We start from the raw sequence: 23,251 nt of genomic DNA on the forward strand, positions 1-23,251 counted from the left end.
ACGCGCCGCCTGCACGACGAACTGCACATCACCAGCCTCCCCACTCGCTGGCGAAACTAATTGAATGGAAACTTAAAAAAGCAGCCAAGGTTTCCATCTTGACTGCTTTCAATTTTCCCATTCACTAGAAAAATACATGACTTACACACTCATACTAAAGAAACCGGGTTTTTTACCTAATAGGTGGGTTCCCAGCAAGGATTTTCGTAAAAAAACCCGGTTTCTGACTTCCCCTGCATCCTGGACTAAACTAATTGAACAGACACTCCCTACAAAAGCAAATCCAACAGCAATATAAACCCTGTCAATATATACTTTTTTTTGACTTTTGCTACAAACATTAACCTAACTCCTGGCCGGGCACGGCAATGCCACTTCCCTACGGATGAGAACCTCTAATTTCTATGTATCAATATTTTTCATAATTAGTATAATTTTTTCTCCTGTCAATCAAGCATCCCAGTCTCAGTCCAATATTCTTCAATAGACTTGAGCTAAAAAAGGGCGATTTATCAAACCATGTAAACAATAGATTGCGACTTCCGCGCCAATATCGAAGAAACCGGGTTTTTTAGCTAATCTGCTAGATACAGCAAATCATTTTCGTAAAAAAACCCGGTTTCTGGCCACCCGCGCGCCATCTAAATTTTGATGGTGTCTAAAGTTTTGAGTGCTTCTGCAACGTGTGCTTTGAAGTCTAACATGGAGTCAAAAATATGCTTGACAACGCCTTCTTTGTCAATGACATAAGTTACTCTACCGGGCATAATCCACAGTGTAGCTGGAACTCCGTATAATTGCCGCACTTTGTTGCCAGTATCGCTCAGCAGTGTAAAGGGTAGCTGATACTTGGAGGCAAATTTTTGGTGCGATTGTTGCGAATCTTCGCTAATTCCTATGACTTCTGCACCTGCGTCTTTGAAAACTTCATAACTATCTCGAAAAGCGCAAGCTTGGGTGGTGCATCCGGGTGTGTCATCTTTGGGATAAAAGTAGACTATGACGTTTTTTTTACCTTTAAAATCTTTGAGGCTGACTGATGTGCCCGTTTGAGATGGTAAGGTAAAATCGGGTGCGGTGTCTCCTACTTTGACTGTCATGTTTTTTTAACTGAGTAGCTCTGTTTGCGGGAAATTTTAACTTATGTTATTGTACAGTTTTTTTGAGCAATAGTTCGCAGTTGCGATCGGGCAATTCGACAGACTCCGATTTTTCCTGTCTGGCACTCCTAAGAAAAACCCTTTTTACAAAATTGGAATGCTGTTAGCGATTCACAGTTACGCGGATTAATTCGAGAGGCTTTTTTGAACGGCACATCCACGGGGATTAACGAAGATTCTTATTAAGAATGAGAGGGGCGACGCTGAAGCGTTACTACAAACTTCTTTGTTATCGGCCTTTAGTTAAATTTTTTAATTCTCGCCATATTGGGGGAATTTGACCAGAGTGTGTGCGGGGCTGAGTGAGGATTCCTTGAGTGGGACTGAACAGCAATGATAACACAAAGAATCCCGATGCAACTAAAACTATTGCGGGCCCGGATGGTAAGTTATAAAAGTAGCTGAGATACATTCCGCTAATGCTGGAAATAACTCCGATTATTGCGCCTAAAATCATTACTTGGTGCAGGCGAGTGACTAGGAGATAGGCGGTACTTGCAGGTGTAATTAATAGGGACAAAACTAGCACTACGCCAACGGCTTTGAGGCTGGCAACTATTGTGAGGGCGATGAGTACCATCAGTCCGAAGTTTAGCAGGTTTACTGGCAAACCTGTTGCTTGTGCTCCTAATGGATCGAAGGTGTAAAATAGCAGTTCTTTGTAAAAGACTACTACAACTAATAAGACTACGGCGACAATGACGGCTGTGTCGATCGCATCTTGGGGGGTAACGCCGAGGATGTTGCCGAAAAGAAAGTGGTTGAGGTCGATTTTGTTGTCTTTTTGGACGATCGTAATTAGGGTGATGCCGAGGGCGAAGAAGGCTGAAAATACGATGCCCATTGCGGCGTCTTCTTTAATTGTCGATCGAGCTTTGATCCAAGCTATGATTACTGTACTCAAAACTCCGGCAATGAACGCGCCGATAAATATGTTTGCTCCGAGGATAAATGCGATCGCCAATCCGGGCAAAACCGAGTGGCTGATGGCGTCTCCGAGCAAGGCCAGCCGCTGTACCATTAGGTAGCTGCCGACGATCGCGCAGACAATGCCGACGAGAATGGCAATTATGAGCGATCGCTGCATGAATCCGTACTGCAACGGCTCAATTAAGGTTTGTATCATAAAATTATAAAATTACAGTTAACTAATGACTAACAATCAAAGCAACCCGGTTTAACCGGAGATTTATCGTTGCCAAACCCAATATTATCCAAGAAACTGGGTTCAAAAGCGTAACTCATAGATTAATGACTGCTGGCTAATTAAGCTGCTTGTCCGGCAAAGAACATTACTTGTCCGCCGTAGGCGCGGTAAAGGTTTTCTTGTGTTAGCACTTCTTGACGGGGACCAGCGGCAATCACTTCTGTATTTAGCAAAATTAAATCGTCAAAATTGGTGATTGATTCGCCTAAGTCGTGGTTTACTACTAAGACGATTTTCCCGGCATTTGCTAGCTGGTGGAAGATGTCAAAAATGATATTTTGAGTTTTTTGGTCAACGCCGACAAACGGCTCGTCAAAGCAGAAAATAGCGGCTTCTTGGGCTAATGCTCTAGCTAGAAATACTCGCTGTTGCTGTCCGCCGGAAAGTTGTCCGATCGGTCTGTCTTTGTAAGCACTCATCCCTACTCTTTCTAAGGCATCGGCAGCGGTGCGGCGGCTAGCTGCGGAGAAGCGGCGAAACCATCCGGCTTTTCTGACTCTTCCCATCATCACGACATCCCAAACGGTGGCGGGATAGTTCCAGTCAATTTGCGATCGCTGGGGCACGTAGGCTACTGTTTCGAGTCGATCGGCGATCGCTTCTTCGCCCCAGGTAACAGTGCCGCGAGCTGCCGGAATTAAGCCCAACATTGCTTTGATCAGCGTGCTTTTGCCGGCACCGTTGGGCCCAATAATACCTGTCAGCCTTCCCGGTTTCACGGAAAGACTGATATCTTTGAGTGCCTCTACCGTGCGGTAGTTTACTGCTAAGTGCTTAACAGTGATAATTTCAGTGTCGGTAGCGCTGTCTTTGAGGTGGCAAACCATTTGAGACCAAGGATTCTCGTTGGGGAAGGCGGCGGTATTCATTGCGGTGACTCTATCTCCTTTTTATTAAGTTTACTGTAAAAATGAAAAGAATATGAAATCATCGGTAAATAGGAATAATCGGGAACGCACCAGAGGTAGATAATGCGACAGTCCAAGCTGGAAACCCCTCAAACCATAGGTTTTGTGGCGAAAATCTCAAGTAGGTTAAAACTTATATCTTCCACCATTCTCAACGATCGCGATCTGGGCGGGCTATTCGCCCATCCCACCAGAATATTCAATCATTGTGAAACAGTCATCTTGCCTGTGGTGGAGAAGAGTGCAAAATGTGAGTTAAAACCAACGACAATTGTGAAGCAATCCTATCCAGGGGAGTTTAGCGGTGAGTCGGGGATTGAAACCGCCCGCCCTGGATTGGACAAGTCCAAGGTATTTTGGATTAGAAGTATTGCCTGCGGCATTTTGACTTTGGGTTTATTTAGTTGCGCTCAAACTCAGGGCGATCGCCTCTCTCCAGAGGCAGATGCTAAACCCAAGGTAGTTGCTACCAGCACAATTATTGAGGATTTGACCGATCGACTAGCGGGTGGCGAAGTTCAGCTAACAGGAATTTTGCAGCCTGGAACCGATCCTCACGTTTACGAACCGGTGCCAAAAGATTCTCAAGCTTTAGAACAAGCTAACTTAATTTTGTATAACGGTTACAATTTGGAACCGGGATTAATTAGAATAATGAATGCCGCCGGAATTAAGGCGCGGAAATTAGCAGTGGGGGAAGTTGTCAAGCCTTTGCTACTGAATAAAGAAGGCAATACCGTACCCGATCCGCACGTTTGGGGAAATGTGGAAAATGTAGTTCAAATGGTGGAAGCAATTCGGGATGCACTAATCGAAGTGTCGCCGGAAGATCGGGAGAAGTTTACGCAGAATGCTGTGAAACTTACTGAAGAGTTAAAACGTTTGGATAGTTGGATCGAACAAGAGATTAAAACTATCCCCGAAAATCAGCGCAAATTAGTCACAAGTCACGATGCTTTTCAATATTACAGCCGCGCCTACGGATTGGGAGATGCTAACAGTTTGATCGGGATTAGTACCGAGGAACAGCCGAGCGCTCAAACGGTGCAAAAGTTAGTAGAATCGGTGAAAGCTGCGGGAGTTCCTGCTATTTTTGCGGAGACTACAATTAACCCGCAACTGATTAGAACAGTGGCGGAGGAAGCGGGGGTAAAATTGGCGGCGCAGCAACTTTATTCGGATTCGATTGGAACGGCGGGAAGCGAGGGCGATTCTTATGTGAAAATGATGTCGGCTAATACTCGCGCCATCGTCGAAGCTTTGGGGGGGAAATACACGCCGTTTGAAGTTAGCAAGTAGCAAGTAGGGTGCGTCTGAAGAGTTTTCTTTTATGTGCGGATAGGGTGACAGCTAACTGATAGCAGTTTCAAACAAGAATGCAACTGTAGGCAATATCCAAACCCCGATAGTCATGCTTGATTCCCAATCTAAAATCTAAAATCTAAAATCTAAAATTGTATGACGCACTCTACAAGTTTCAGTTTACCTGCTTCGACAAAATTAAATTAAGCACGTTCAACTCGTTGGAACTTAAAAGATATTTATCTGTAAATATTTTTCCCCTCATCTGCTCTAAACTGTAACTTCTAAACACAACAAACGGGAAATTTTGATACTTATCTCCTATAGGCAGAACATTACCAACAGGATATAGTGCCCGGACATATGCAGTCAAGATATCTCGAAAATGTTGGTATTTCGGTTCTTCCGGGTTGGTGGCAAAATATTTGCTGAATACTTCACCAGCAATAAATACAAACAATGGCAAGGCATAATACTGGTCATTACGCTGGCTGCTTTGCTCAAATCTCTGTGTTTTATTAACAGGCTCCATCAGTTTTTTCACTAACTCTATAGCATCCTTAATCGCAAATTGCAAACTCTCTGGATACGCACTGCTACGGCTAATTTCCTGCATATTTTGCCAAAGTTGACCGTTAGCATGGGTGGCGATATTGACGAGCGACATCGTGTAGGTTTCCTCTAAGATTTTGGAGGAAATAGGCACCACTAACAAACCACCACTAATATAGCCGAGTTCGAGGTTGCTAAGGCTCAATAACTGCTCGAAACCTTTACTTACTAACTGGGAAAACTCACTGTTAAAAAAATCGCGCTGTGAAAGATACGAAGTCTGAGATTTACCGCTGGAGTCAACATTATCTCTCAATTCAAAATCAGCTTGACCCAGCAAATCTTCTAGACTGCTATAGACTTGTTGTAAACGCCGATCGCTCCTGTGACTCCTGTGTTCGCTCTTCAACTGATCGATTAACTTTTTCATTTGGGATGAGAATGTTTCACCAGCCGCTAACACAGACTTGCCACCGATCGGTATTATAATAAATTTATCTTGACCGATTTGCCCGCAACCATAAATTCGTGTCGTTATAGATGCTTTCAAAATCAACAGGATATTTAAAAGACTCAATTTGCTTTCCTGTATAGATATCTCCTGGTTGTCTTCAAAATAAACTGAACGCTCGCCCAAATAGAAAATTAATTCTTTGTCCTGATTATCAATCTCATCATCCCCGCGACCCCTATAAATCACCTGAATCACTTCCATCAGGTTTTTTTCTATTTCAAACCGGGGAATTTCAACCAAAATGTGTTTAGCCTTGGGAAAAGATAGCCCCCGACTACCTGAAGCAGTCATAAACACTACTTTCACCTTTTTTTTGCATTTTTGGATTAACTCTTTTTCCTCCTCACCAATGTTAACGTGTATTTCTATATAATCTGTTCCTTTTTGAAACCGACCTCGATGCTCTCTAATTTTATCTATTAATTTTCCCAATCTTTGTTTGTCCTGAATATAGACTATCAGTTGCTCAACATCAGAGCGTTTTAAGAGAGCTTCTATATCCTCTAAGATTTCATCTTGCATTTTGTTTACTAAATTATTATCTCGCTCTACCAAAGCGTCTTCAATAAACTTACAAGAATCGACAAAAACTTTATAGGTGATACCTAAACTTTTGGCAGGATACGAGTTAGCGTTGATAACAGTTGCGTCAGTACCTTTAAACTTAAAATGCTCCTCGGACAGAGGAAAAGCAGGATTTGAAGCCCTGCGAAAATAGATTTTATCAGGTTCAGCCGAGGGATCGTCCAAGTGTTGGTTGATTACAGCAGGATCAACTATAGAAGCATCTGCAACAATCACTTTTGTGTTAAACCCGTGTTCCGAATTATCCCTCAATCCATACCTGTTTAGGATATCGTCGATGCCGTTTAAAAACTCTACTCCTCCCTCATCCCCTGTAATTTCATCTATCATGATAAACAAATGCTTAAGGCGACTCGATATATCTTTCATGCGATCTGGAAGAACTAAATTTTCGCTTTCGATGTAAGCATTCCTAAAAATTTTCTCAAAATGTTTTAACGTGTCGCCTGCATCAGTTTTCTTTAAAGATTGGATGGAAACAGTAGCGACAATGTTGTTTGAATGTTCACCATTTATCAGGGTAGAGATGGCTTCACAAATGCTGTTGAGTACGCCCTTAGTTTTCACTCCAGTATCTTTAATAACATTTTCTGTTTGTCTGTTGAGTCGGTTCTCTCGCCTACCTTGACGCTCATTTTGTCTGCTATCTTCAAACTGAACGGCTTGCCATCTAAAATTTTCTTGATGCTGATTTGAGAGATACTGCACAGTATATTGACCGCCGCTATCTTTAATTAGGTCGCTATGAGTATTGATTGCGAATAGTTTGTCATCGCACAAACAGTCTGTACCTGCTTTTTTAAACTTGTCGATGATATCTAGATTTACCTGCTTCCGGGGACTGACATAAAAGAAGAGAAATCCATCGTCCATGTGATTTTTGAGAAAATTGGCGATCGCAGTTGTCTTGCCAATACCGGGATTGCCAGTCAAAAATATATAAGTAGCGGCAGATTCTAGAGCTTTTTCTATGAGTTGAGCATGAGCATCCCGCAGTTTCACAGTGCCGCTCAATCCTAACTGCTGCCTCAATTCATCCGGTACAATTCCCACCGAGTTAAAAAAATCCTCAAGTCGCTCTCTATGACGCACAACATTTATTTGGTCTGCTGAAATTGCTAACAGATCGTCAACAAACTCTTGACCGCGAGCGAAACTGTGGTAAGCACTCCGCTTGATTTTATTTAGAACTTTCCTGCGAGCATCGTTTATCTCTTCATCCTTTAAATCATGCTGGTAAATCAGACGACAAGTTTTCAAAACATCTAAATTTTCTGGACGGACAGACATAGCACTAATTCCGCGATCTGTATATCCCACCGCATTAAATATCACCTGCGAATCGTCAGCAAGTATCCCCGTCTCTCGGAGAAATTCATAAAAACTATGAGCGTAGCCGCCAGCCTGAATTAACTTAGCACTCTCCTTGTCATCATACTTAAAAGCAGTAAAGTAAGTCTTCAAGCCTTCTGAAAACTCGACTTTACAACTTTCAGTATCTATGCGAAGTTGAGAAAACACGCTTTTCGATCGCAAGTAATTCATATCTCGTCCCAACGAACGCCTGATAATCTCTAAATAGTCCAGATTTGTAACATCCTCAGATGTCCTAATCGAAAACACAGACAAGTCTACACAAAGAATCCTAAAGTGCTTCTGGCGATATCGCAGCAATATTAGAGTATCCGCTCTCAGAAACTCGCCTTTCTGTTTGTAACGTCCAATATACTGAGAAATATTTTCAATCGGGTCAAATGGAGATAAGACTTCTCCAAACCACTGTTCCTCACCTTTAGTGTAAGTGCCAATACTGCTCTCATCGCAAAAACAGCACTGGTAATACAAAATTTCCAGATGTCGCAGTTTGTTTGGCTCGTTCCAACCTGTAGATTCCAGGTACTCTCTAAAAAAGTTTAAACCTGATATAAAACCTTTTTGTAGGAAAAATACGCTCCACTTTTCAGCCATCTTCCTTTCCAAGGGACTGATTATTTTATCGGTAATTTTTCTCAGCATCTTCGGAAAGCTTAACTGCTGCAATTCCTGAAGGTATAAGTTTTCAAAATTATACTTAATTTTCTTCTCTTTAATGCAGGCAAGAATCCCAATATTAAACCCTAGTTCAAACAAACGCCCTAAATCTTCTGCTATCTTAGATTTCATGAATGCGTGCCTCCTTCCGGTGTATTTAAGACTTCTTTAACTTTGGTTAAAAACGCCAAGGCATTAAACTCCGCAGTTCCTCCCATATGCTTGTACAAAGATAGCTTGCCTACTGATTGATCTCCAATCAGGTTTTCGTAAGGGTCTAGTTTAAAACTGATTTTACCAGTTCTACCACTTTCTTTTTCGTATCTCGAAAAGTGGAACAAAGTCAAATACTGCAAAATGTCATTTTTGATTGGAGTATTAGAAATTAATCCCTGATGAATATGTTCATCATCTAGTATATCTTTATAGATATTTAACAAAGTAGCATAGGAAATTACACCCCTATAGTTGCGTTCTGTCTCTGAACCTACTATCAGTCCGTTAAACAGGTTAAAAAATACAACTGAGCGCTTGCTAGGGTCTTTGACTAGAGCTGTCAATTCCAGCGTATCCTGAATGTACAAAGAATTTACTCCCAATGTTTCTGATAGCTTGACTGCATAGTATTTATCAAAAAACATCGGATAAATTTTGATATCGTTATAGTTTTCCTTAAAATATTTAATCACATCTTTCGACATGAAGAATAAAGCATCTTCTTTTTGAGTCATGTGCAAGGTACTAGAATAGGGAGCTTTGGCAATATAAAGAAAGTGCCTGAATCCCATTTCGTAAACTTCCCCTATTTTATCCCGCACAACTGTAGGTTCTTTAAACATCTGTTCGTGTTCGTAGGTTTCAGAGAATGTTTTGAGCAACTGTAGCCTCACCGAACCATCATTTTGACGCCTCGCTCCCACAATTTCTCCCTGCAAATTCGACAGCTTTTGCTCGCTATTCCACTTAGCATCGCTTTCCCGACTGGAAACTATAACTATAGCGAGTTTATCCAGTTCTTTTGGAGAGTCTGACTCGTTGTCAAAGGTAAACTTTTTAGGCAGCACAGAATACAGAGAACTCATCACATTGGCAGCTTTGTATTCTATATTCCTGATATCAACACCCTGAGAATTCGAACGATGTTCCTCATTTAGTAAATGCGACAACCTTTTAGATAAAGAACGCATGAACTCTTCTACGGGCGAATCAGATTGTTGGTTACTAAGTTGTAGCCGCAGTATGGGAATGAATAATCTACTCTGCTTTTCCAAAAGTAGCTTCAGGGAAGTATATGCAAGTAAATCGAAAGTAAACCGATACACAAAACTTTTTTTATCCTCCCATTTATTGCTAGCTAGGCTGTAGGGAAAAGCAACTAATTTTCGTTTTTTAAACAGATTATCATATGTTTTTCGGGACAAGTCCTCTTTTGGCATTAGCAGCACTGGTAGAGCTTTAACACCTGTGATATCATACTCCATACTGAAGCTTTGTAAGTCATCAGTAGAAAAATAATGAACATCACTAATTTCAATTTGAGCTGTCAGAGTACACAGGGAATTTTGAGCAGCATTTGCTTTACCAATAGCTATATATTTTAATGCTTTTTTGTGTTTGCTTCCGAAAACCGGCTGAAAAAATGTAGAGTTTGTAGAAATCTTGTCAATACTCTGCTCTAAAATGCTGCTTTTTACCGAAATGTGGAGCGGAAATTCTTTCGGTAAATTCTTTTGTTTTAGTAGTTTTTGCAGGAGATTTTTGAGCGTGTCTATTTTAGAGGCAATGTTATATTGTTCAAAATATTTTTTGATGTCTTGTAAAACTATTTTTTTCGCTGACTCATCAGACCCGTTAAAAGTTTTTAGTACGTTTTCTTCAAATTCTGGAATAGGATTGTATTCTAAGTCCGAGTTAACTGTATAACCCTCTGATGAGGGGTCTTTTCCGGCAAAAACGAAGTAGTACAAAAATACTAACTTCAATAGCTTTCTAGCAAAAATTTCTTTTCTAGCAGGCTTATCAAGTTCGGCTTTGTGTTCCTCACTTTCAGGGTCAAGCAGATTGAGATAATACTCAAAGACTGTTTTGCCACCATAGGCTTGAACTGGGTTATTAAACTTGAGCTTTAGTCCAAAAACAAACTGAATATCTCCCTTATTTTCGTCTTTGGTTTCTCCTAAATATCCTTCTATTTTGGGAATAATCGGCAGCATATCGAATGCTTCAGCACGAGCAAAAGCATCTCGGTAATTCAAGTCGGTGTCCGCATAGTTGACCGAGTAATCACCGTCGCCTTTTTCGAGATTGCTGATATATTTATCAATGAGCTTGAGACGCCGGATTAGGTCTTCTAAATAGATTACCCCCTCATTATTTGACGCGCTATTGCTTGTGCTAACGTTGTCTTGGAGAAATTCTAAATAACATATCTGTGCCTGTTTTTTTAGTTTGCCGATACTTTCGGTATCTACAATTTCTTTGAGTTTGTAAAAATCTGATTTAGAGTCTTCCTCTAAGTCTCTAAGAATATAATCCAAGTCTTCGCGCTGGCTGTCATTAGCACTAGCAAACTGAGATTTGATATAATTTTGTAAGCCTTGCTTTAGCTCGGCGTTGAACTTCTCAGTGTTTCCAACGGTGATAGTTAGTTTGTGAAATTTTAGCAGTTCTTTGCTGCTACCATTTTTTTTGATACTCAATCGCTGCTTTTGCAACCCTGAATATTTTCCAAATGGATAGCTAAAGTCTAACTTGGCATAGGGACTCTTTAGTTTGGGCAAATCTGTAATTAAGCTAGCCACAAACTGTTTGATATCAAGCTGTTGATTATGTTGCTTAATTGCCGAATCCAGCAAAGCTTGCAAACTATTTTTAATCTGTGTAATTTGACCGGGAAAACGTTCTTTGAAACCTGGAGTAAAATTGACTGTGGCAGTACGAACACTCCGCTCGGAAGCACCTAAAGGATTTTCTATCGGCAAACCTGCGACTTCTTCGGCTATGGTGTCAATGTCGATGAGCAGGCGATCGCCATTACCATGTATGCTAAAAGGGTTCTGAGTCTGCCGCTTCTCTAAAACTTCTAGAATCTTTTCCAATAAGTCGCCACAGTCAACCCCAACTAAATCCCCCTCTACCGTTCTTAGGGTATTCACTCTGCAACCTCCTCGCACCGCTTGACAACTTATGCAATTCAGCTATGATAGCAGACATTGATTTATTAGTCAAGTGGAGTACGTTCTGTGCCGACTTACCAAATAATTCCTAAGTTCTATATCCCTTCAAAAAGCTTGAATCCATTCTTTCACATCGTACTCAGTCCAAACCCCATTTATCCAATAAGGATCGGCTTCAACTAATTGTCGAACAGCCGCCTCATCTTCCGCTTCGTAAATTGCAAAAACTTTAGTTAAATCTTTTGTAGGCCCGATCGTAATTAACACGCCCGATTCCTTTTGCTTAGCCAATCCTGCCAAATGAGCGTCCCGAAACGGAGCGCGTTTTTCGATAACGTCTTCGCAGTAACTTCCCCACATCACATATTTGGTCACGGTTTTGAGCCTTCGATCAATTTGTTTAAAAGTTATTGTACAATAAGAGTAACAGGATTTAACAAAAGTTTTTAAGAGAAGATTAGTGAACCGCAGAGCGCACCGAGAGCGCAGAGGGAGAGGGGAAGAGTTGGGATTGTTAGATAGGAGGAGAAAACTATGACTTTATTAGACATTCGTCTGCTGACAGTTCAAGAATATGACCGGATGACGGAAATTGGTATTTTTGACGAAGATGAACGGGTGGAATTACTAGCAGGACAGATAGTAAAGATGGCAGCAAAGGGAACAGCTCACGGTGCGGCAATTGCGCGCACGAAAATATTACTGGATAACCGTTTAGGAGAACAGATTTTTGTGCGGCTGCAAGACCCGGTTCGGATGAATAATTACTCGCAACCTGAACCGGATATTTCTGTAGTTATACCAGATCCACTTTACTATGAAGACCACCATCCAATTCCTTCGGAAATTTATCTGATTATTGAAGTTGCGGATACTACGCTGAGAACGGATTGCGGGATTAAAGCTAAAATTTATGCTGAGTCGGGAATTACTGATTATTGGGTTTTGGATGTGAATAATCGGCAACTCCACGTTTTTCGAGAACCGAGTCAGGATGGTTATCAAAGTAGGGTGATTCTTGCGGATGGTGATAGTATTTCTCTTTTGCGGTTTCCTGATTGTTCTTTTTTTGTGCGGGAGATGTTGCGGCCGTTAAGTTATTAACTTGTTCAACAAATTTAGGACTCGCTTGGCCGCAGAAACCGGGTTTCTTTGTTAATAGTTGGTTGATGGCGGTACATCTTGGAAGAAACCCGGTTTCTCAGTCTTTGCGTGTAAGTCGAGAGAGGGCGAGCACTTTTAGCACCGCCCCTACAATTAGCTTCTCAAACTAACGCCGAATTTTTCAACTAAAACATCGCGAACTTTTTGCTGTGCCGGTTCGACATCGGTTTCGCTCAAAGTTCGATCGCCCGCGCGGTAAATTAACCGAAAAGCCAAACTCCGCTGTCCCGCCGGCACGTTGTCGCCTCGATATTCGTCAAACAGTTCCACCGAATCCAGCAAACTACCCGCCGCCTTTTTCATCGCACTCTGCATCTCTACAACCGGAACTTCCACCGGTGCGAAAAAAGCAATGTCTCTGTCGGAAGCGGGGAAACTCGAATAACCAGCGAATTTGCGAGTTAAGTTGTTCGATCGCCCTAATTGACTTAACAGCACCGCTAAATCTAATTGAAACACGTAAACCTGCTCAGGCAAATCCTTTTGTTGCTGCAATTGCGGGTGCAACTGTCCGAAAACTCCTAAATGTTTTCCGTTTAACGATAACGCAGCGGTGCGGCCCGGATGCAAGCGTGTATTCGAGGAATCGCTTTGATATTCTACTGACAAACCCAACTCTTGAAACGCGCTTTCCAAGATACCTTTTGCCTCAAACCAAGTCAAAGGTCGATCGCGCCCTCCCTGCTGCCATTTCCACACAGTCGGATCGCCGCCAATAATCCCCGCAACTGCATCGGCTTCCTTCATTGCATCCCCATCTTTCCAGAAAATGCGGCCGACTTCAAAACCGTTTAGTGCCCCATTTCCCTGTTCCAAATTGTACTGGAAAGCATCAATCAAACCCGACAGCATTTCTGTCCGCAAAGCCGAATACTCCACAAACAGGGGATTCGCCAGTACAACCTGATTGTCTCCCTCAGTTTTCACCAAAGAATAGTGCATCAACTCGGTCAAACCGGCCGCCCGAAAAGCCGATCGCACATTCCGAATTGCGGCATATTCCGGTGACAAATAACCGGGTTCCGTTTTGCTGGGCAAAGTATCGCAGAAATTGTCATAACCGTGGAGTCTGGCAACTTCTTCAATTAAATCAATTTCCCTTTCTAAATCCCGGTAGCGGTAAGGCGGCACAGTCACATTCCAAACCCGCTCTTTTTCCGTCGGAACAACTTCGCATCCCAAAGCTGTGAGAATATTTTTTACCTCTTCCGGTTCCAGATATTTAGAACCGCCGGTTTCTCCTCTTTTCAACTGCCCTAAAACCCGATTTACTCGGTCTAAACGCAATTCGAGCGATCGCGAAAAACTCAAATCCTCCCCCGAACTCGCCGTTTTCTGCACCGTCGCAGTGCCTCCAGCCAACTCCAAAATTAGGGCGACAGCGCGGTTGCAAGCCGTCGCCAAGGCGGCCTGATTCACCCCCCGTTCGTAGCGGATCGATGCTTCGCTCCGCAGGCCTTGAGCGCGCGCAGAACGGCGAATCGTTGCCTGGTCAAAAATCGCCGCTTCCAACACTAAATTTTGCGTGCCTTCGTGAACTTCCGTATCTTCGCCGCCCATTACCCCAGCCAAAGCTACAGGTTTGTCGCTAGCAGTAATTAACAGATTTTGAGCTTGCAAATTGCGGTTTTGCCCGTCCAAAGTTTTGAAGGATTCCCCTGATGAAGCAAAGCGGACGCCGATGCTGATATCTTGAGTACCGGTGAAAGATTGCAGGCGATCGCGATCGAAAGCGTGCAGCGGTTGTCCCCATTCCAATAAAATGTAATTAGTTACGTCCACCACATTATTAATCGGCCGCACTCCCGCCGCCTGCAACCGCTGCTGCAACCAAGCTGGAGAAGCACCAATTTTCACACCTTCAATTGCCGTGCCGATGTAAATCGGGCAGCCTTGCGGTTCTGATATTTCTACTGCCAAACCAGGACTTTCTTTGCCCTCAATCGCCACATCATTCGCTGCGGGAATTCTCAAACTCGCCCCAGTCAGCGCCGCCACTTCTCGCGCTACACCCACCATGCTCAAAGCGTCAGCACGGTTGGCAGTTGCTGTCAAATCTAAAATTACGTCATCTAAACCCAAAAGCGGGCGAATATCGCTGCCCAATTCGGGATTTTCTAACTCAAAAATGTGAATCCCGGCTGATTCTTTCGCCAGTCCCAATTCCGCCAGAGAGCAAATCATTCCTTCGGAAGGAACGCCGCGCAATTTAGCCGGTTTAATCTTTAAATCAATAGTCGATAAATAAGTGCCGACAACAGCGACAGGCACGTAAATGTCTGCCCTAGCGTTCGGTGCGCCGCAAACAATATTCAAAGCTTCTGAGGAACCCACATCCACTTGACAAACTCTCAATTTGTCTGCATTCGGATGCTGTTCGCAGGCGATTATTTTGCCCAAAACTACGCCGCTTGCCCACGGGCGGCGGTCTTCGATTTCTTCCACTTCAAACCCAGCCATTGTCAGGGTTTCGGCTAATTCTTCCGGGGATATCGCCACATCCACTAATTCCCGGAGCCACTTTAGAGATATACGCATAATTTAGTCAGTAGTTAGTTGTCAGTGCTCGGTAGTTATTAGTCAAAAGTCGGCGCCGACAGGCTACGACTTTTGAGTCCCAGAATTTATTCGGGAAAGCTTTTCATAGCATAGTAATTCAATTCTGTCAATACTCTTATGGTACACATCAGCAAAAAGGAGGAATATGCCCAAAGGTCGATGTCTACTGGGGGATGAGTAGCATTCTCCTTCAGAGAATGAGGTATGCTAGAGACATCTAAAAATGTAAAAAGCATCTAAGTTTAGAAAGACTTTACACAAAAAAGGACAACTTTAGCAAGTCTTTAAACTATCTTCAAGGATAATCAACCGAAAAAACTCAGACCAGCGAGATAATCAAAATAGGGAAAAGATATCGGCATAAAAGACTTAGGTGCAATTCCAATTCGCCATCGAAGGCACGGCCAGCCGACAACTGATAGATTAGTATTTCTACCAGAAGCAGGAACAGGCAATTTGTGCAGTCGAGCGACGCTGACAAGATCAGAACAACATAGGCAAACTCAATCAATATGAGCTACTGCGTAAATCCGGGCTGTCCCCATCCTCAAAACCCTGCTGACTCTATTCTCCAGTGTCAGACGTGCGGTGCGCGGTTATTGCTGCGCGCTCGCTACCGAGTCATTGAACCGTTAGGCCAAGGAGGTTTTGGAGCTACATTTCTGGCAAAAGACATCTCATTGCCAGGTCAACCGAGTTGTGTAGTCAAGCAACTGCGACCCAGTAGTTCGTCGCCGCGAGTTTTAGAAATGGCGCGGGAATTATTCAAGCGAGAGGCAAAAACCCTCGGCCAACTGGGCGACCACCCGCAAGTACCGAGGCTGCTAGACTATTTTGAAACGGAACAGCAATTTTACTTAGTTCAAGAGTATGTTAAAGGCTCGACTTTGAAACAAGAAGTCAAGCACTCAGGCCGTTTCAACGAATCCGACGTTAAAAATTTTCTATTAGAAATTCTGCCAGTAGTGCAATATATCCACAGCCAAGGAGTAATTCACCGAGACATCAAACCCGCAAATATTATTCGCCGAGTTCAAGACGGCCACTTAGTTCTGATTGACTTCGGAGCGGTAAAAGACCAAGTGAGCCAAACAATATTATTAGACCCCGCCGACCAAAGCGCCAACACGAAATTTTCAGTTGGCACATTTAGTTTTGCCCCCCCGGAACAAATGGCGCTGCGGCCGATATTTGCCAGCGACATCTACGCGGTGGGCATGACTTGCTTGTACTTGCTGACAGGAAAATCGCCCAAGGATTTAGATTTTGATGGAGTAACCGGCGAAATTGTTTGGCAGCCCCACGTTCAGGTGAGTGCAAATTTTGCGCGGATTCTCGAAAAAATGCTGAAGCCGATGGTTGGGCACCGCTTCCAATCCGCAGCAGATGTCCTCAGAGCTCTCTCGGGCCAATTTGAAGACCCAAGTCTTATGGATGGCTTGGCAACTCAATTCAACGGCTCTTCTCGTACAGTTGAAGAACCGACAATATTTAATGACGAGGGTTCTTCGTGGTCACCGCCTCAGAGCAAAATCAATCCAGATGTACGATCGAATCAAAGCCGCATTGGTAGAACTTCCTTCACGCAATCCGGGAACACGGGGATGCAGCCGAGAGTTTCCCGAAGTCTGGCTGAGTCCGGCAGAACTTTCGGAACCGTTGGACCTTCTAGCGACAATTTAGCAGCGTCAAAGGTATCGAAAGTTGCTCCTAAGTGGGACACCAACAGCGTGCGAGCAGCATATTTTAAAGGCAAGCGCGATTTTGCTGACTGCGAACTGTCTGGCCTGCAACTGCAAAAAGCCCAGTTAGCGGGGGGGAATTTTTATCAGGCTAGGTTGGTGAAGACAAATTTGCAAGCAGCGGATTTGTCGGGGGCAAATTTGGGTCACGCGAGGTTAATTCAGGCGAATTTGCGAGATGCTAACTTGACTGAGGCTTATTGCAGCACTGCCAATTTTGAAGGCGCGGATTTCCGAGGTGCTGACTTGACGGGGGCTTATTTGACTAAGGCGAATTTGCGGGGAGCAAATTTGTGCGGGGCAAATCTTACGAACGCTACAGTTTCTGAGGAACAACTGGCAATGGCAAAGACCAATTGGCTTACTGTTAAGCCGGATGGCAAGCGGAGTTTTGGATTTTAATAGAAGGAAGAAGGAAGAAGGAAGAAGGAAGAAGGAAGAAGAAAAAATGCTCCTACTCTCCCACTCTCCCAGTCGTCCACTCTCCCCACTCCCCACTCCCCCAGTCAGGTGAGTCGTCAGGAGGAAGTTCGATCGCCCCAATGCCGCCTAAATTAAAAACTAGGAATGGAGGATTCGATCGCACTCAACATGAAACTGCTCAACCCCCGCACTCGAATGCTTCTGTACACCGGCATCCTGGCCCTTGCCTACTTTGTTACCGGAAAACTCGCAGTGTCGATGCTGGGACTGGTGAAAGCCGAACCCTCCCCCGTGTGGCCGCCCGCCGGTATTGCTCTAGCGGCACTGCTACTGCAAGGACGACGGATGTGGCCGGGAATTGTCCTCGGTTCGGTGCTGTTAAACTCTACCGGCGGTATACCGTCGGCTGTAATTGTCACATCGGCCTTTAGCGTCACCCTGCAAGCGCTGGCTGGAGAGGCTTTGCTGAGGGAGAGCGGATTTTCTACCAAACTCGATCGATTGCGAGATGTTCTGGCTTTAGTGGCGGGCGCTGTCATCGGGTCTACTTTCCTCGGCTCTATCCTCGGCAACTTGGGAACGTGCATTTTTGGTTGGGCTCAGTGGAGCAATTTCTCTCGCAACTGGTGGACTACGTGGCTCGGAGACGGCATGGGAATTTTGCTCGTGACGCCAGTGCTGCTGACTTTAAACCACGCCGTTAATAGTTTTAAATTTCCATTAAACTCCCCCATTATTTCAAGTTTTATCGCACTTTTTAAAAGACAAAATAATCAATTATCAATTACTAATTTTCCAGTAAGAATTTCTAATCGCAAACACACCTTTACTGCAACTGAAAACCGTTATAATCTTATATTTTTAATTATTAATTATTCAGAAATAACGCTCTGGCTGACTCTGTTGCTGAGCGTTAGCTGGTTGTTTTTTTGCTCGAAAACACAGGCGGCGATCGCTCAGTATCCGCTGGAGTATCTGCCTTTTCCTCTGATAGTTTGGGCCGCCCTGCGGTTTCAACCGCCGGGAGCGATTTTTGCTTATTCGATCGTGTCTTACATCGCGATTTTGGGAGCAGTCCAGGGAGGCGGCCCGTTTTTCGCCAAAAGCGATAATCTCAAACAAGCGGTGTTATTTTTACAAGCTTTTACCGGTACGATCGCCCTTGTGGCTCTGATGTTGGCGGCCGCCGTAGCAGAACGCCAGCAAGCGCTTTTTGAGGTGCGCCGCACGGCGGCGGCGCTGCGATCGCGCGAAGCTAGTCTGGCGAACGCTCAGCGCATCGCTCAGTTGGGCAATTGGGATTTAAATTGCACCGCCGTCGCAGCAACTGAGAACTTTCAGGAATCGTCAGAACACTGTACACCCAACAGCGAATTGCGGTGGTCGGACGAACTTTACCGCCTCTTGGGTTTTGCTCCGGGAACTGTCAAACCGACACCAGAAGTTTTTTTGCAGGCCGTACATCCAGAAGACCGAAAATTGGTGGCGCGATCGCAGCGCCAAGCTATGTTTGAGCACAAACCTTATTGCATTAACTACCGAATTGTGCTGGCAGACGGCTCCGAACGCACTGTCTGCGAACAGTCGGCCATTCAGTCAGGGGCGATCGCCGCCACAGTCCAAGACGTTACCGAACGCCACCGCGCGGAAACCGCTTTGCGGGCGTCCTCCGATCGCGATCGCTTGCTCTCAGAAATCGCCCTGCGAATTCGCAACTCCCTCGACCTCGAAGAAATTCTCAACACTACTGTTGCCGAAGTCCGGCAATTTTTCAAGGCAGACCGCGCTTTCATCGGTATTGTTGACGCGCACGGGGTACATCTTCCTAGCCCGGTGTACGGTAAGGTTGTGGCTGAGTCTGTGGGAAGCCAATGCCGTTCTATTCTCGGGTGGGTGCTCGCTGATGAGAATCAGCTCGAAAACTTGAGAACGTTTTATGCCACCAACCGTGTCCGATCTATCTCCGATACTGCTAGCGTTCAACTCAGCAGTGCAGTTGCCCAAATATACAGCGACTATCAAATTAGAGCGACGTTAAATGTGCCGATCGTCCTGGGGGATGAATTGTTCGGGATCTTGGCCGTCAACCAGTGCTCCGGGTCCCGCCAGTGGCAGGAATTTGAAATTGATTTGTTAGAAAAACTCGCTACCCAAGTGGCGATCGCTCTCCAGCAAGCCCAACTTTTGCAGCAGGTAAAAGCTCTCAATGCCAACTTGGAATCTCAAGTGGAGGAACGCACCCGCCAACTACAGCAAAAAATGCACGAACTGCAAGAAAGCAACCGCCTCAAAGACCTATTTTTGCACGCAGTTTCTCACAATCTCCGCACTCCAGTTATGGGAATGTTAATACTGCTGAAAAATTTGCTAAACAAATCGGCCTCTGATTCTCTACAAGATGTTCCGGTTTCTCGATCGATTTTGGAGCGGATCGTTCAAGCCAGCGAACACCAATTGACTATGGTTAATGCCCTGCTCGACGCTCACGCTAGCGAGGTCAAAGGTATTGTTCTCAATACTGTACCGCTGCACTTAAAGTCTTTAACTTCAGAAATTGTTGGCGATTTAGAACCGATACTGGCCAAAAACCAAGCAACTTTGACTCAGGAAATACCGACGGATTTGCCGAGAGTCTATGGCGACAGCAAACACTTGCAGCGAGTGTTGGAAAATCTGTTGACTAATGCTATCAAACACAATCATCCGGGAGTCAATATCGCTTTTAAAGCCGAAGTAATAGAAGTTGAAAAAACGCTAAGTTTTGAAGGAAATTCACAGGTTTTAACATCTCAAAATACTCAGCTCGCCGGTTGTATCGCTAACCGGATATCTTCTGGGGGCGATCGTCCTAGGATAGGCGAGACCACCCAGAAAAATCAGGAAACCCTGACCAAATTTAACCTCGACGGCAGTGGCAAAATGCCTCGCTATCAGGGGCAAATTGGCAATATCGGCAGCAAATTGCCCGGAGTCACCGTAAAAATGGTTCGCTGTACTGTAACAGATAATGGAGTGGGAATCAGCGCCAAACAGCGGGAATCTCTATTTGAACTTTACGTTCACGACCCTAATAGCCGACAATTAACAGGGCTGGGTTTGGGCTTGTACCTCTCCAAGCAAATTATCAAAGCTCACGGCGGCGAAATCGGCGTCGAAAGCACTCCCGGAGGTGGATCGACTTTCTGGTTTTCGCTACCTGCTGTCAACTCGGACGATCGCTCTTTGCCAGTCTAAAATTTAAAATCTAAAATGGTATGAGCTATTTGGGCAACGCAAAATCAGTTCAGGGGTTAACGGTTTATGAGGTGTGGCGCGATCGCTTCCTCCGAGATCGGCTGCGCCCTGCTGTGGGAATTGCCATCTTTTTTGCCTTCACAATAACTGTTTATTTTCTGGGCGAAAGATTCTTCGCTCGCCAGGAGTTTAAAAGTGTTTATTTGTACACGAGCGCTGCTGTAGAATTGGGTTTGTTGACCTGTTTTGTGTTGCAAAAAACCTCCTTCGGACAGCGCTATCCCGGTTTGCTATTTTTGGGGTTTTCGTGGTCGCTGACGGTGATTGTACAGCTTGGGTTAGCTGTCGCACAAGCCGGGGAATTACCAATTTTTACCTGGAGTTTAGCGTTTCTGATCCAAGCTACGCTGATGCCCGTCCGCTGGCGCCTCCATTTGATTTCTCAACTCGGCGTTTTGTGTTGCCACGTCGGCATAAATTTGGTTTTAAATCTAAGTTTTGCTAAGTATACTCCTTTTAAGTTGACCGGGTTTTACTTATATTTGTTTTGGTTTTGTTTGATTTGCGATTTGTCGGTTTATTGGTACGAATGTCTGCAACGGAAAGAGTTTAGTACCAGGCGTGAGTTGGAATCTGCTTACCAGCAGTTGGAGGTGGCAGAAGCGAAGTACCGCAGCATTTTTGAGAATGCCGGCGAGGGAATTTTTCAAAGCACTCCCGACGGCCGCTACATTACTGCGAACCCAGCTTTAGCGCGGATTTACGGCTGCGATTCTCCCGAAGAAGTGACGGCAAAGTTTACTGATATCGAGCGACAGTTGTATGTCGATCCGGCTCGCAGAAATGAGTTTTTGCGAGCGATCGAGAAAAGCGGCACAGTATCGGATTTTGAATCTAAAATTTACCGCTCAGACGGCAGTATTGTCTGGATTTCTGAGAAGGCGCGGGCGGTACGCGACAGCAGCGGCGCCGTGCTTTATTATGAGGGTTTAATTGAGGATATCACGCAGCGAAAACAGGCACAAGAATCGCTGCGGCTGTTTATCCACGCTCTTTCTCACGACTTGCGAAACCCGGTGGCGGGAATGTTAATGGTGCTGAAAAATTGGCAGACGAAACCTGGGGATTCGATCGCAATTCCCCGTTCTGTTTTGGAGCGAATGATTCAAGGTAGCGAGCAGCAATTGCGCTTGATAAATTCGCTGTTGGAAGTTCACGCCGGGGAATTGCGCGGTTTGGTTCTGCACTGCGATGCCGTTGATTTGAGGGCGGTAGTTGAAGCTGCTGCGACAGATTTGGAGCCTTTAATGAATGAGGGTAAAGCTACTTTTAAAAATTTGGTGCCGGATAATTTGCCAGCCGTGAATGCTGACAAAACTCAGTTGTGGCGTGTATTCTCTAATTTAATTGCTAATGCTTTGAAACACAATCTGCCGGGACTAAATTTAACAGTTTCGGCTCAAGTAATCAAGGCGGGGAAATTAATTATAAATCAAAGCACAGCAAAACAAGACATCCACAAATTACCGATTACCAATCCACAATCCCCCATTACCAATCCCCAATCCCCAATCCCCAATCCCGGAAGTAGGATGATTTACTGTACTGTGGAAGATGACGGGGCGGGAATATTGCCGGAACAGTGCGAACATCTTTTTGACCTTTACGTTAGGGGCGATCGATCGCGACACTCCGTCGGTTTGGGTTTGGGTCTATATCTTTGTCGGCAAATTATTGGTGCTCACGGCGGCCAAATTGGGGTAATTAGCACTCCCGGTGCTGGGGCAAGTTTTTGGTTTACTTTGCCGCTGGCTGAGAATTTTCGGTAATTTTTTTGTATTTTTAATTACATTTTATCTAGCAATCGTGCCAGATATTTAGAACGTTATTAATTGCTGAAACCCTTGCGAAATATGCTTCTTCCTTCTGCCTGCGGCTATACTTTTGTTGTGCGTCGCAGGTGCTTTTTGTGTGGTTCAAGCCAAGTCTGTCGAGCGGACTATTTCGATCGGACTATTGATATTAATTTAAAACCGTGGTATAGTTCCCCAAAGTTTTTAAAGGAAAAATAAAGTTTCGATCTTCACATTTTCTTTAGAAACATCATTTAATCTAGAAAATCTCTAAAACTAGATAAAAAATATGCAATTTATGTTTATCGAGCAAGGCTCAGAAAATACAGCTAAAGACAATGCAGCTAAGTACGACTCAGCTAAATATAACGAGCGGTCGTTCTCAACTTTAATGCGGGCGCTCCGTCTTTCCCAAGGTTACTTTTCTTTCGTTTTAGTCAACTGCAACTCGCTAACTTTGCGGCAGCAAATAGTCGATCGGCTGCAAGTAAATTGTCCCGTGAAACCGCAGCAACTGTTTTTGTCCGAATCGGCGACAACTCTCTACACGACAATTGCAGCAGAAATAGACGGCGAAAAGCCTCCAGCTTTAATGCTCCTCGGTTTGGAATCAGTGGAGGCGATCGATAGATTGCTCGTTTCTACCAACCTACTATGCAGCGAATTCAGCAAAGCATTTTCGTTTCCCCTCGTCTTTTGGGTGACTGATGAGCTCCTGAGAAAAATCATTCGCACCGCCCCGGATTTATACAATCGGATGACGACAATTAGATTCATCAGTAATTAGTAATCAGCCCATCGATTTTAGATTTGAGATTTGAGATTTGAGATTTTTAACAGT

13 protein-coding genes are annotated in these 23,251 nt (G+C 44.4%); 6 read left to right on the forward strand and 7 right to left on the reverse strand.

The annotated features are described in order from the left end of the window. Window positions 1-641: 641 nt before the first annotated feature. The 3 genes from QUA62_RS21215 to QUA62_RS21225 form a co-directional block, all read right to left on the reverse strand. The gene (locus tag QUA62_RS21215) at window positions 642-1,100 is read right to left on the reverse strand and encodes a peroxiredoxin (protein ID WP_190663306.1); all 459 of its coding nucleotides are present in this window, start codon (window positions 1,098-1,100) and stop codon (window positions 642-644) included. A 289-nt stretch (window positions 1,101-1,389) separates the two neighbouring features. After that, a complete protein-coding gene (locus QUA62_RS21220) occupies window positions 1,390-2,286 on the reverse strand; it encodes a metal ABC transporter permease (RefSeq protein WP_333406458.1) in 897 nt (298 codons plus the stop codon). A 140-nt stretch (window positions 2,287-2,426) separates the two neighbouring features. Continuing rightward, complete coding sequence (locus QUA62_RS21225; protein WP_333406460.1) at window positions 2,427-3,236, reverse strand: metal ABC transporter ATP-binding protein; 810 nt, start codon at window positions 3,234-3,236, stop codon at window positions 2,427-2,429. Between the two features lie 102 nt (window positions 3,237-3,338). Here QUA62_RS21225 and QUA62_RS21230 point away from each other — a divergent pair, with 102 nt between their 5' ends. Further along, window positions 3,339-4,574, forward strand: coding sequence for a metal ABC transporter substrate-binding protein (locus QUA62_RS21230; protein WP_445301697.1), 1,236 nt, complete (start codon window positions 3,339-3,341; stop codon window positions 4,572-4,574). 178 nt (window positions 4,575-4,752) lie between these two features. On the opposite strand, the gene QUA62_RS21235 is transcribed toward QUA62_RS21230, so the two are convergent. The 3 genes from QUA62_RS21235 to QUA62_RS21245 all read right to left on the reverse strand — a co-directional run bounded on the left by QUA62_RS21235 (window position 4,753) and on the right by QUA62_RS21245 (window position 11,810). Further along, the gene (locus QUA62_RS21235; RefSeq protein ID WP_333406462.1) at window positions 4,753-8,391 is read right to left on the reverse strand and encodes a helicase-related protein; all 3,639 of its coding nucleotides are present in this window, start codon (window positions 8,389-8,391) and stop codon (window positions 4,753-4,755) included. Beyond that, the gene (locus QUA62_RS21240; RefSeq protein WP_333406464.1) at window positions 8,388-11,123 is read right to left on the reverse strand and encodes a hypothetical protein; all 2,736 of its coding nucleotides are present in this window, start codon (window positions 11,121-11,123) and stop codon (window positions 8,388-8,390) included. The genes QUA62_RS21235 and QUA62_RS21240 overlap by 4 nt, the downstream gene beginning before the upstream one ends. A 417-nt stretch (window positions 11,124-11,540) precedes the next feature. Beyond that, window positions 11,541-11,810, reverse strand: coding sequence for a YciI family protein (locus tag QUA62_RS21245; RefSeq protein WP_333406466.1), 270 nt, complete (start codon window positions 11,808-11,810; stop codon window positions 11,541-11,543). 159 nt (window positions 11,811-11,969) lie between these two features. Here QUA62_RS21245 and QUA62_RS21250 point away from each other — a divergent pair, with 159 nt between their 5' ends. Continuing rightward, complete coding sequence (locus QUA62_RS21250) at window positions 11,970-12,539, forward strand: Uma2 family endonuclease (protein ID WP_333406468.1); 570 nt, start codon at window positions 11,970-11,972, stop codon at window positions 12,537-12,539. A gap of 153 nt (window positions 12,540-12,692) precedes the next feature. Here QUA62_RS21250 and pheT read toward each other — a convergent pair whose 3' ends face one another. Further along, window positions 12,693-15,137, reverse strand: coding sequence for a phenylalanine--tRNA ligase subunit beta (pheT, locus tag QUA62_RS21255; protein ID WP_333406470.1), 2,445 nt, complete (start codon window positions 15,135-15,137; stop codon window positions 12,693-12,695). Between the two features lie 533 nt (window positions 15,138-15,670). Between pheT and QUA62_RS21260 the strand changes: the two genes are divergently transcribed. The 4 genes from QUA62_RS21260 (at window position 15,671) to QUA62_RS21275 (ending at window position 23,197) form a co-directional block, all read left to right on the forward strand. Further along, window positions 15,671-17,302: a serine/threonine-protein kinase gene (locus tag QUA62_RS21260; RefSeq protein WP_333406472.1), complete on the forward strand. Its 1,632-nt coding sequence runs from the start codon at window positions 15,671-15,673 to the stop codon at window positions 17,300-17,302. Between the two features lie 165 nt (window positions 17,303-17,467). Then, window positions 17,468-20,557 (forward strand): MASE1 domain-containing protein, encoded by a 3,090-nt coding sequence (locus QUA62_RS21265; protein ID WP_333406474.1) that lies wholly within the window; start codon window positions 17,468-17,470, stop codon window positions 20,555-20,557. Between the two features lie 20 nt (window positions 20,558-20,577). Then, window positions 20,578-22,386, forward strand: coding sequence for a PAS domain-containing sensor histidine kinase (locus QUA62_RS21270; RefSeq protein WP_333406476.1), 1,809 nt, complete (start codon window positions 20,578-20,580; stop codon window positions 22,384-22,386). 313 nt (window positions 22,387-22,699) lie between these two features. Then, window positions 22,700-23,197 (forward strand): hypothetical protein, encoded by a 498-nt coding sequence (locus QUA62_RS21275; protein ID WP_333406477.1) that lies wholly within the window; start codon window positions 22,700-22,702, stop codon window positions 23,195-23,197. Window positions 23,198-23,251 lie beyond the last annotated feature (54 nt).

The sequence above is a fragment of the Microcoleus sp. MON1_C1 genome (assembly GCF_036701945.1).
Taxonomy (GTDB): domain Bacteria; phylum Cyanobacteriota; class Cyanobacteriia; order Cyanobacteriales; family Microcoleaceae; genus Microcoleus.

Excerpts from the sequence above, each read along its gene's own strand:
- QUA62_RS21215 (WP_190663306.1), bottom strand. The coding sequence starts at position 1,100 with ATGACAGTCAAAGTAGGAGACACCGCACCCGATTTTACCTTACCATCT.
- QUA62_RS21220 (WP_333406458.1), bottom strand. The coding sequence starts at position 2,286 with ATGATACAAACCTTAATTGAGCCGTTGCAGTACGGATTCATGCAGCGA.
- QUA62_RS21225 (WP_333406460.1), bottom strand. The coding sequence starts at position 3,236 with ATGAATACCGCCGCCTTCCCCAACGAGAATCCTTGGTCTCAAATGGTT.
- QUA62_RS21230 (WP_445301697.1), top strand. The coding sequence starts at position 3,339 with ATGCGACAGTCCAAGCTGGAAACCCCTCAAACCATAGGTTTTGTGGCG.
- QUA62_RS21235 (WP_333406462.1), bottom strand. The coding sequence starts at position 8,391 with ATGAAATCTAAGATAGCAGAAGATTTAGGGCGTTTGTTTGAACTAGGG.
- QUA62_RS21250 (WP_333406468.1), top strand. The coding sequence starts at position 11,970 with ATGACTTTATTAGACATTCGTCTGCTGACAGTTCAAGAATATGACCGG.
- pheT (WP_333406470.1), bottom strand. The coding sequence starts at position 15,137 with ATGCGTATATCTCTAAAGTGGCTCCGGGAATTAGTGGATGTGGCGATA.
- QUA62_RS21260 (WP_333406472.1), top strand. The coding sequence starts at position 15,671 with ATGAGCTACTGCGTAAATCCGGGCTGTCCCCATCCTCAAAACCCTGCT.
- QUA62_RS21265 (WP_333406474.1), top strand. The coding sequence starts at position 17,468 with ATGGAGGATTCGATCGCACTCAACATGAAACTGCTCAACCCCCGCACT.
- QUA62_RS21270 (WP_333406476.1), top strand. The coding sequence starts at position 20,578 with ATGAGCTATTTGGGCAACGCAAAATCAGTTCAGGGGTTAACGGTTTAT.
- QUA62_RS21275 (WP_333406477.1), top strand. The coding sequence starts at position 22,700 with ATGCAATTTATGTTTATCGAGCAAGGCTCAGAAAATACAGCTAAAGAC.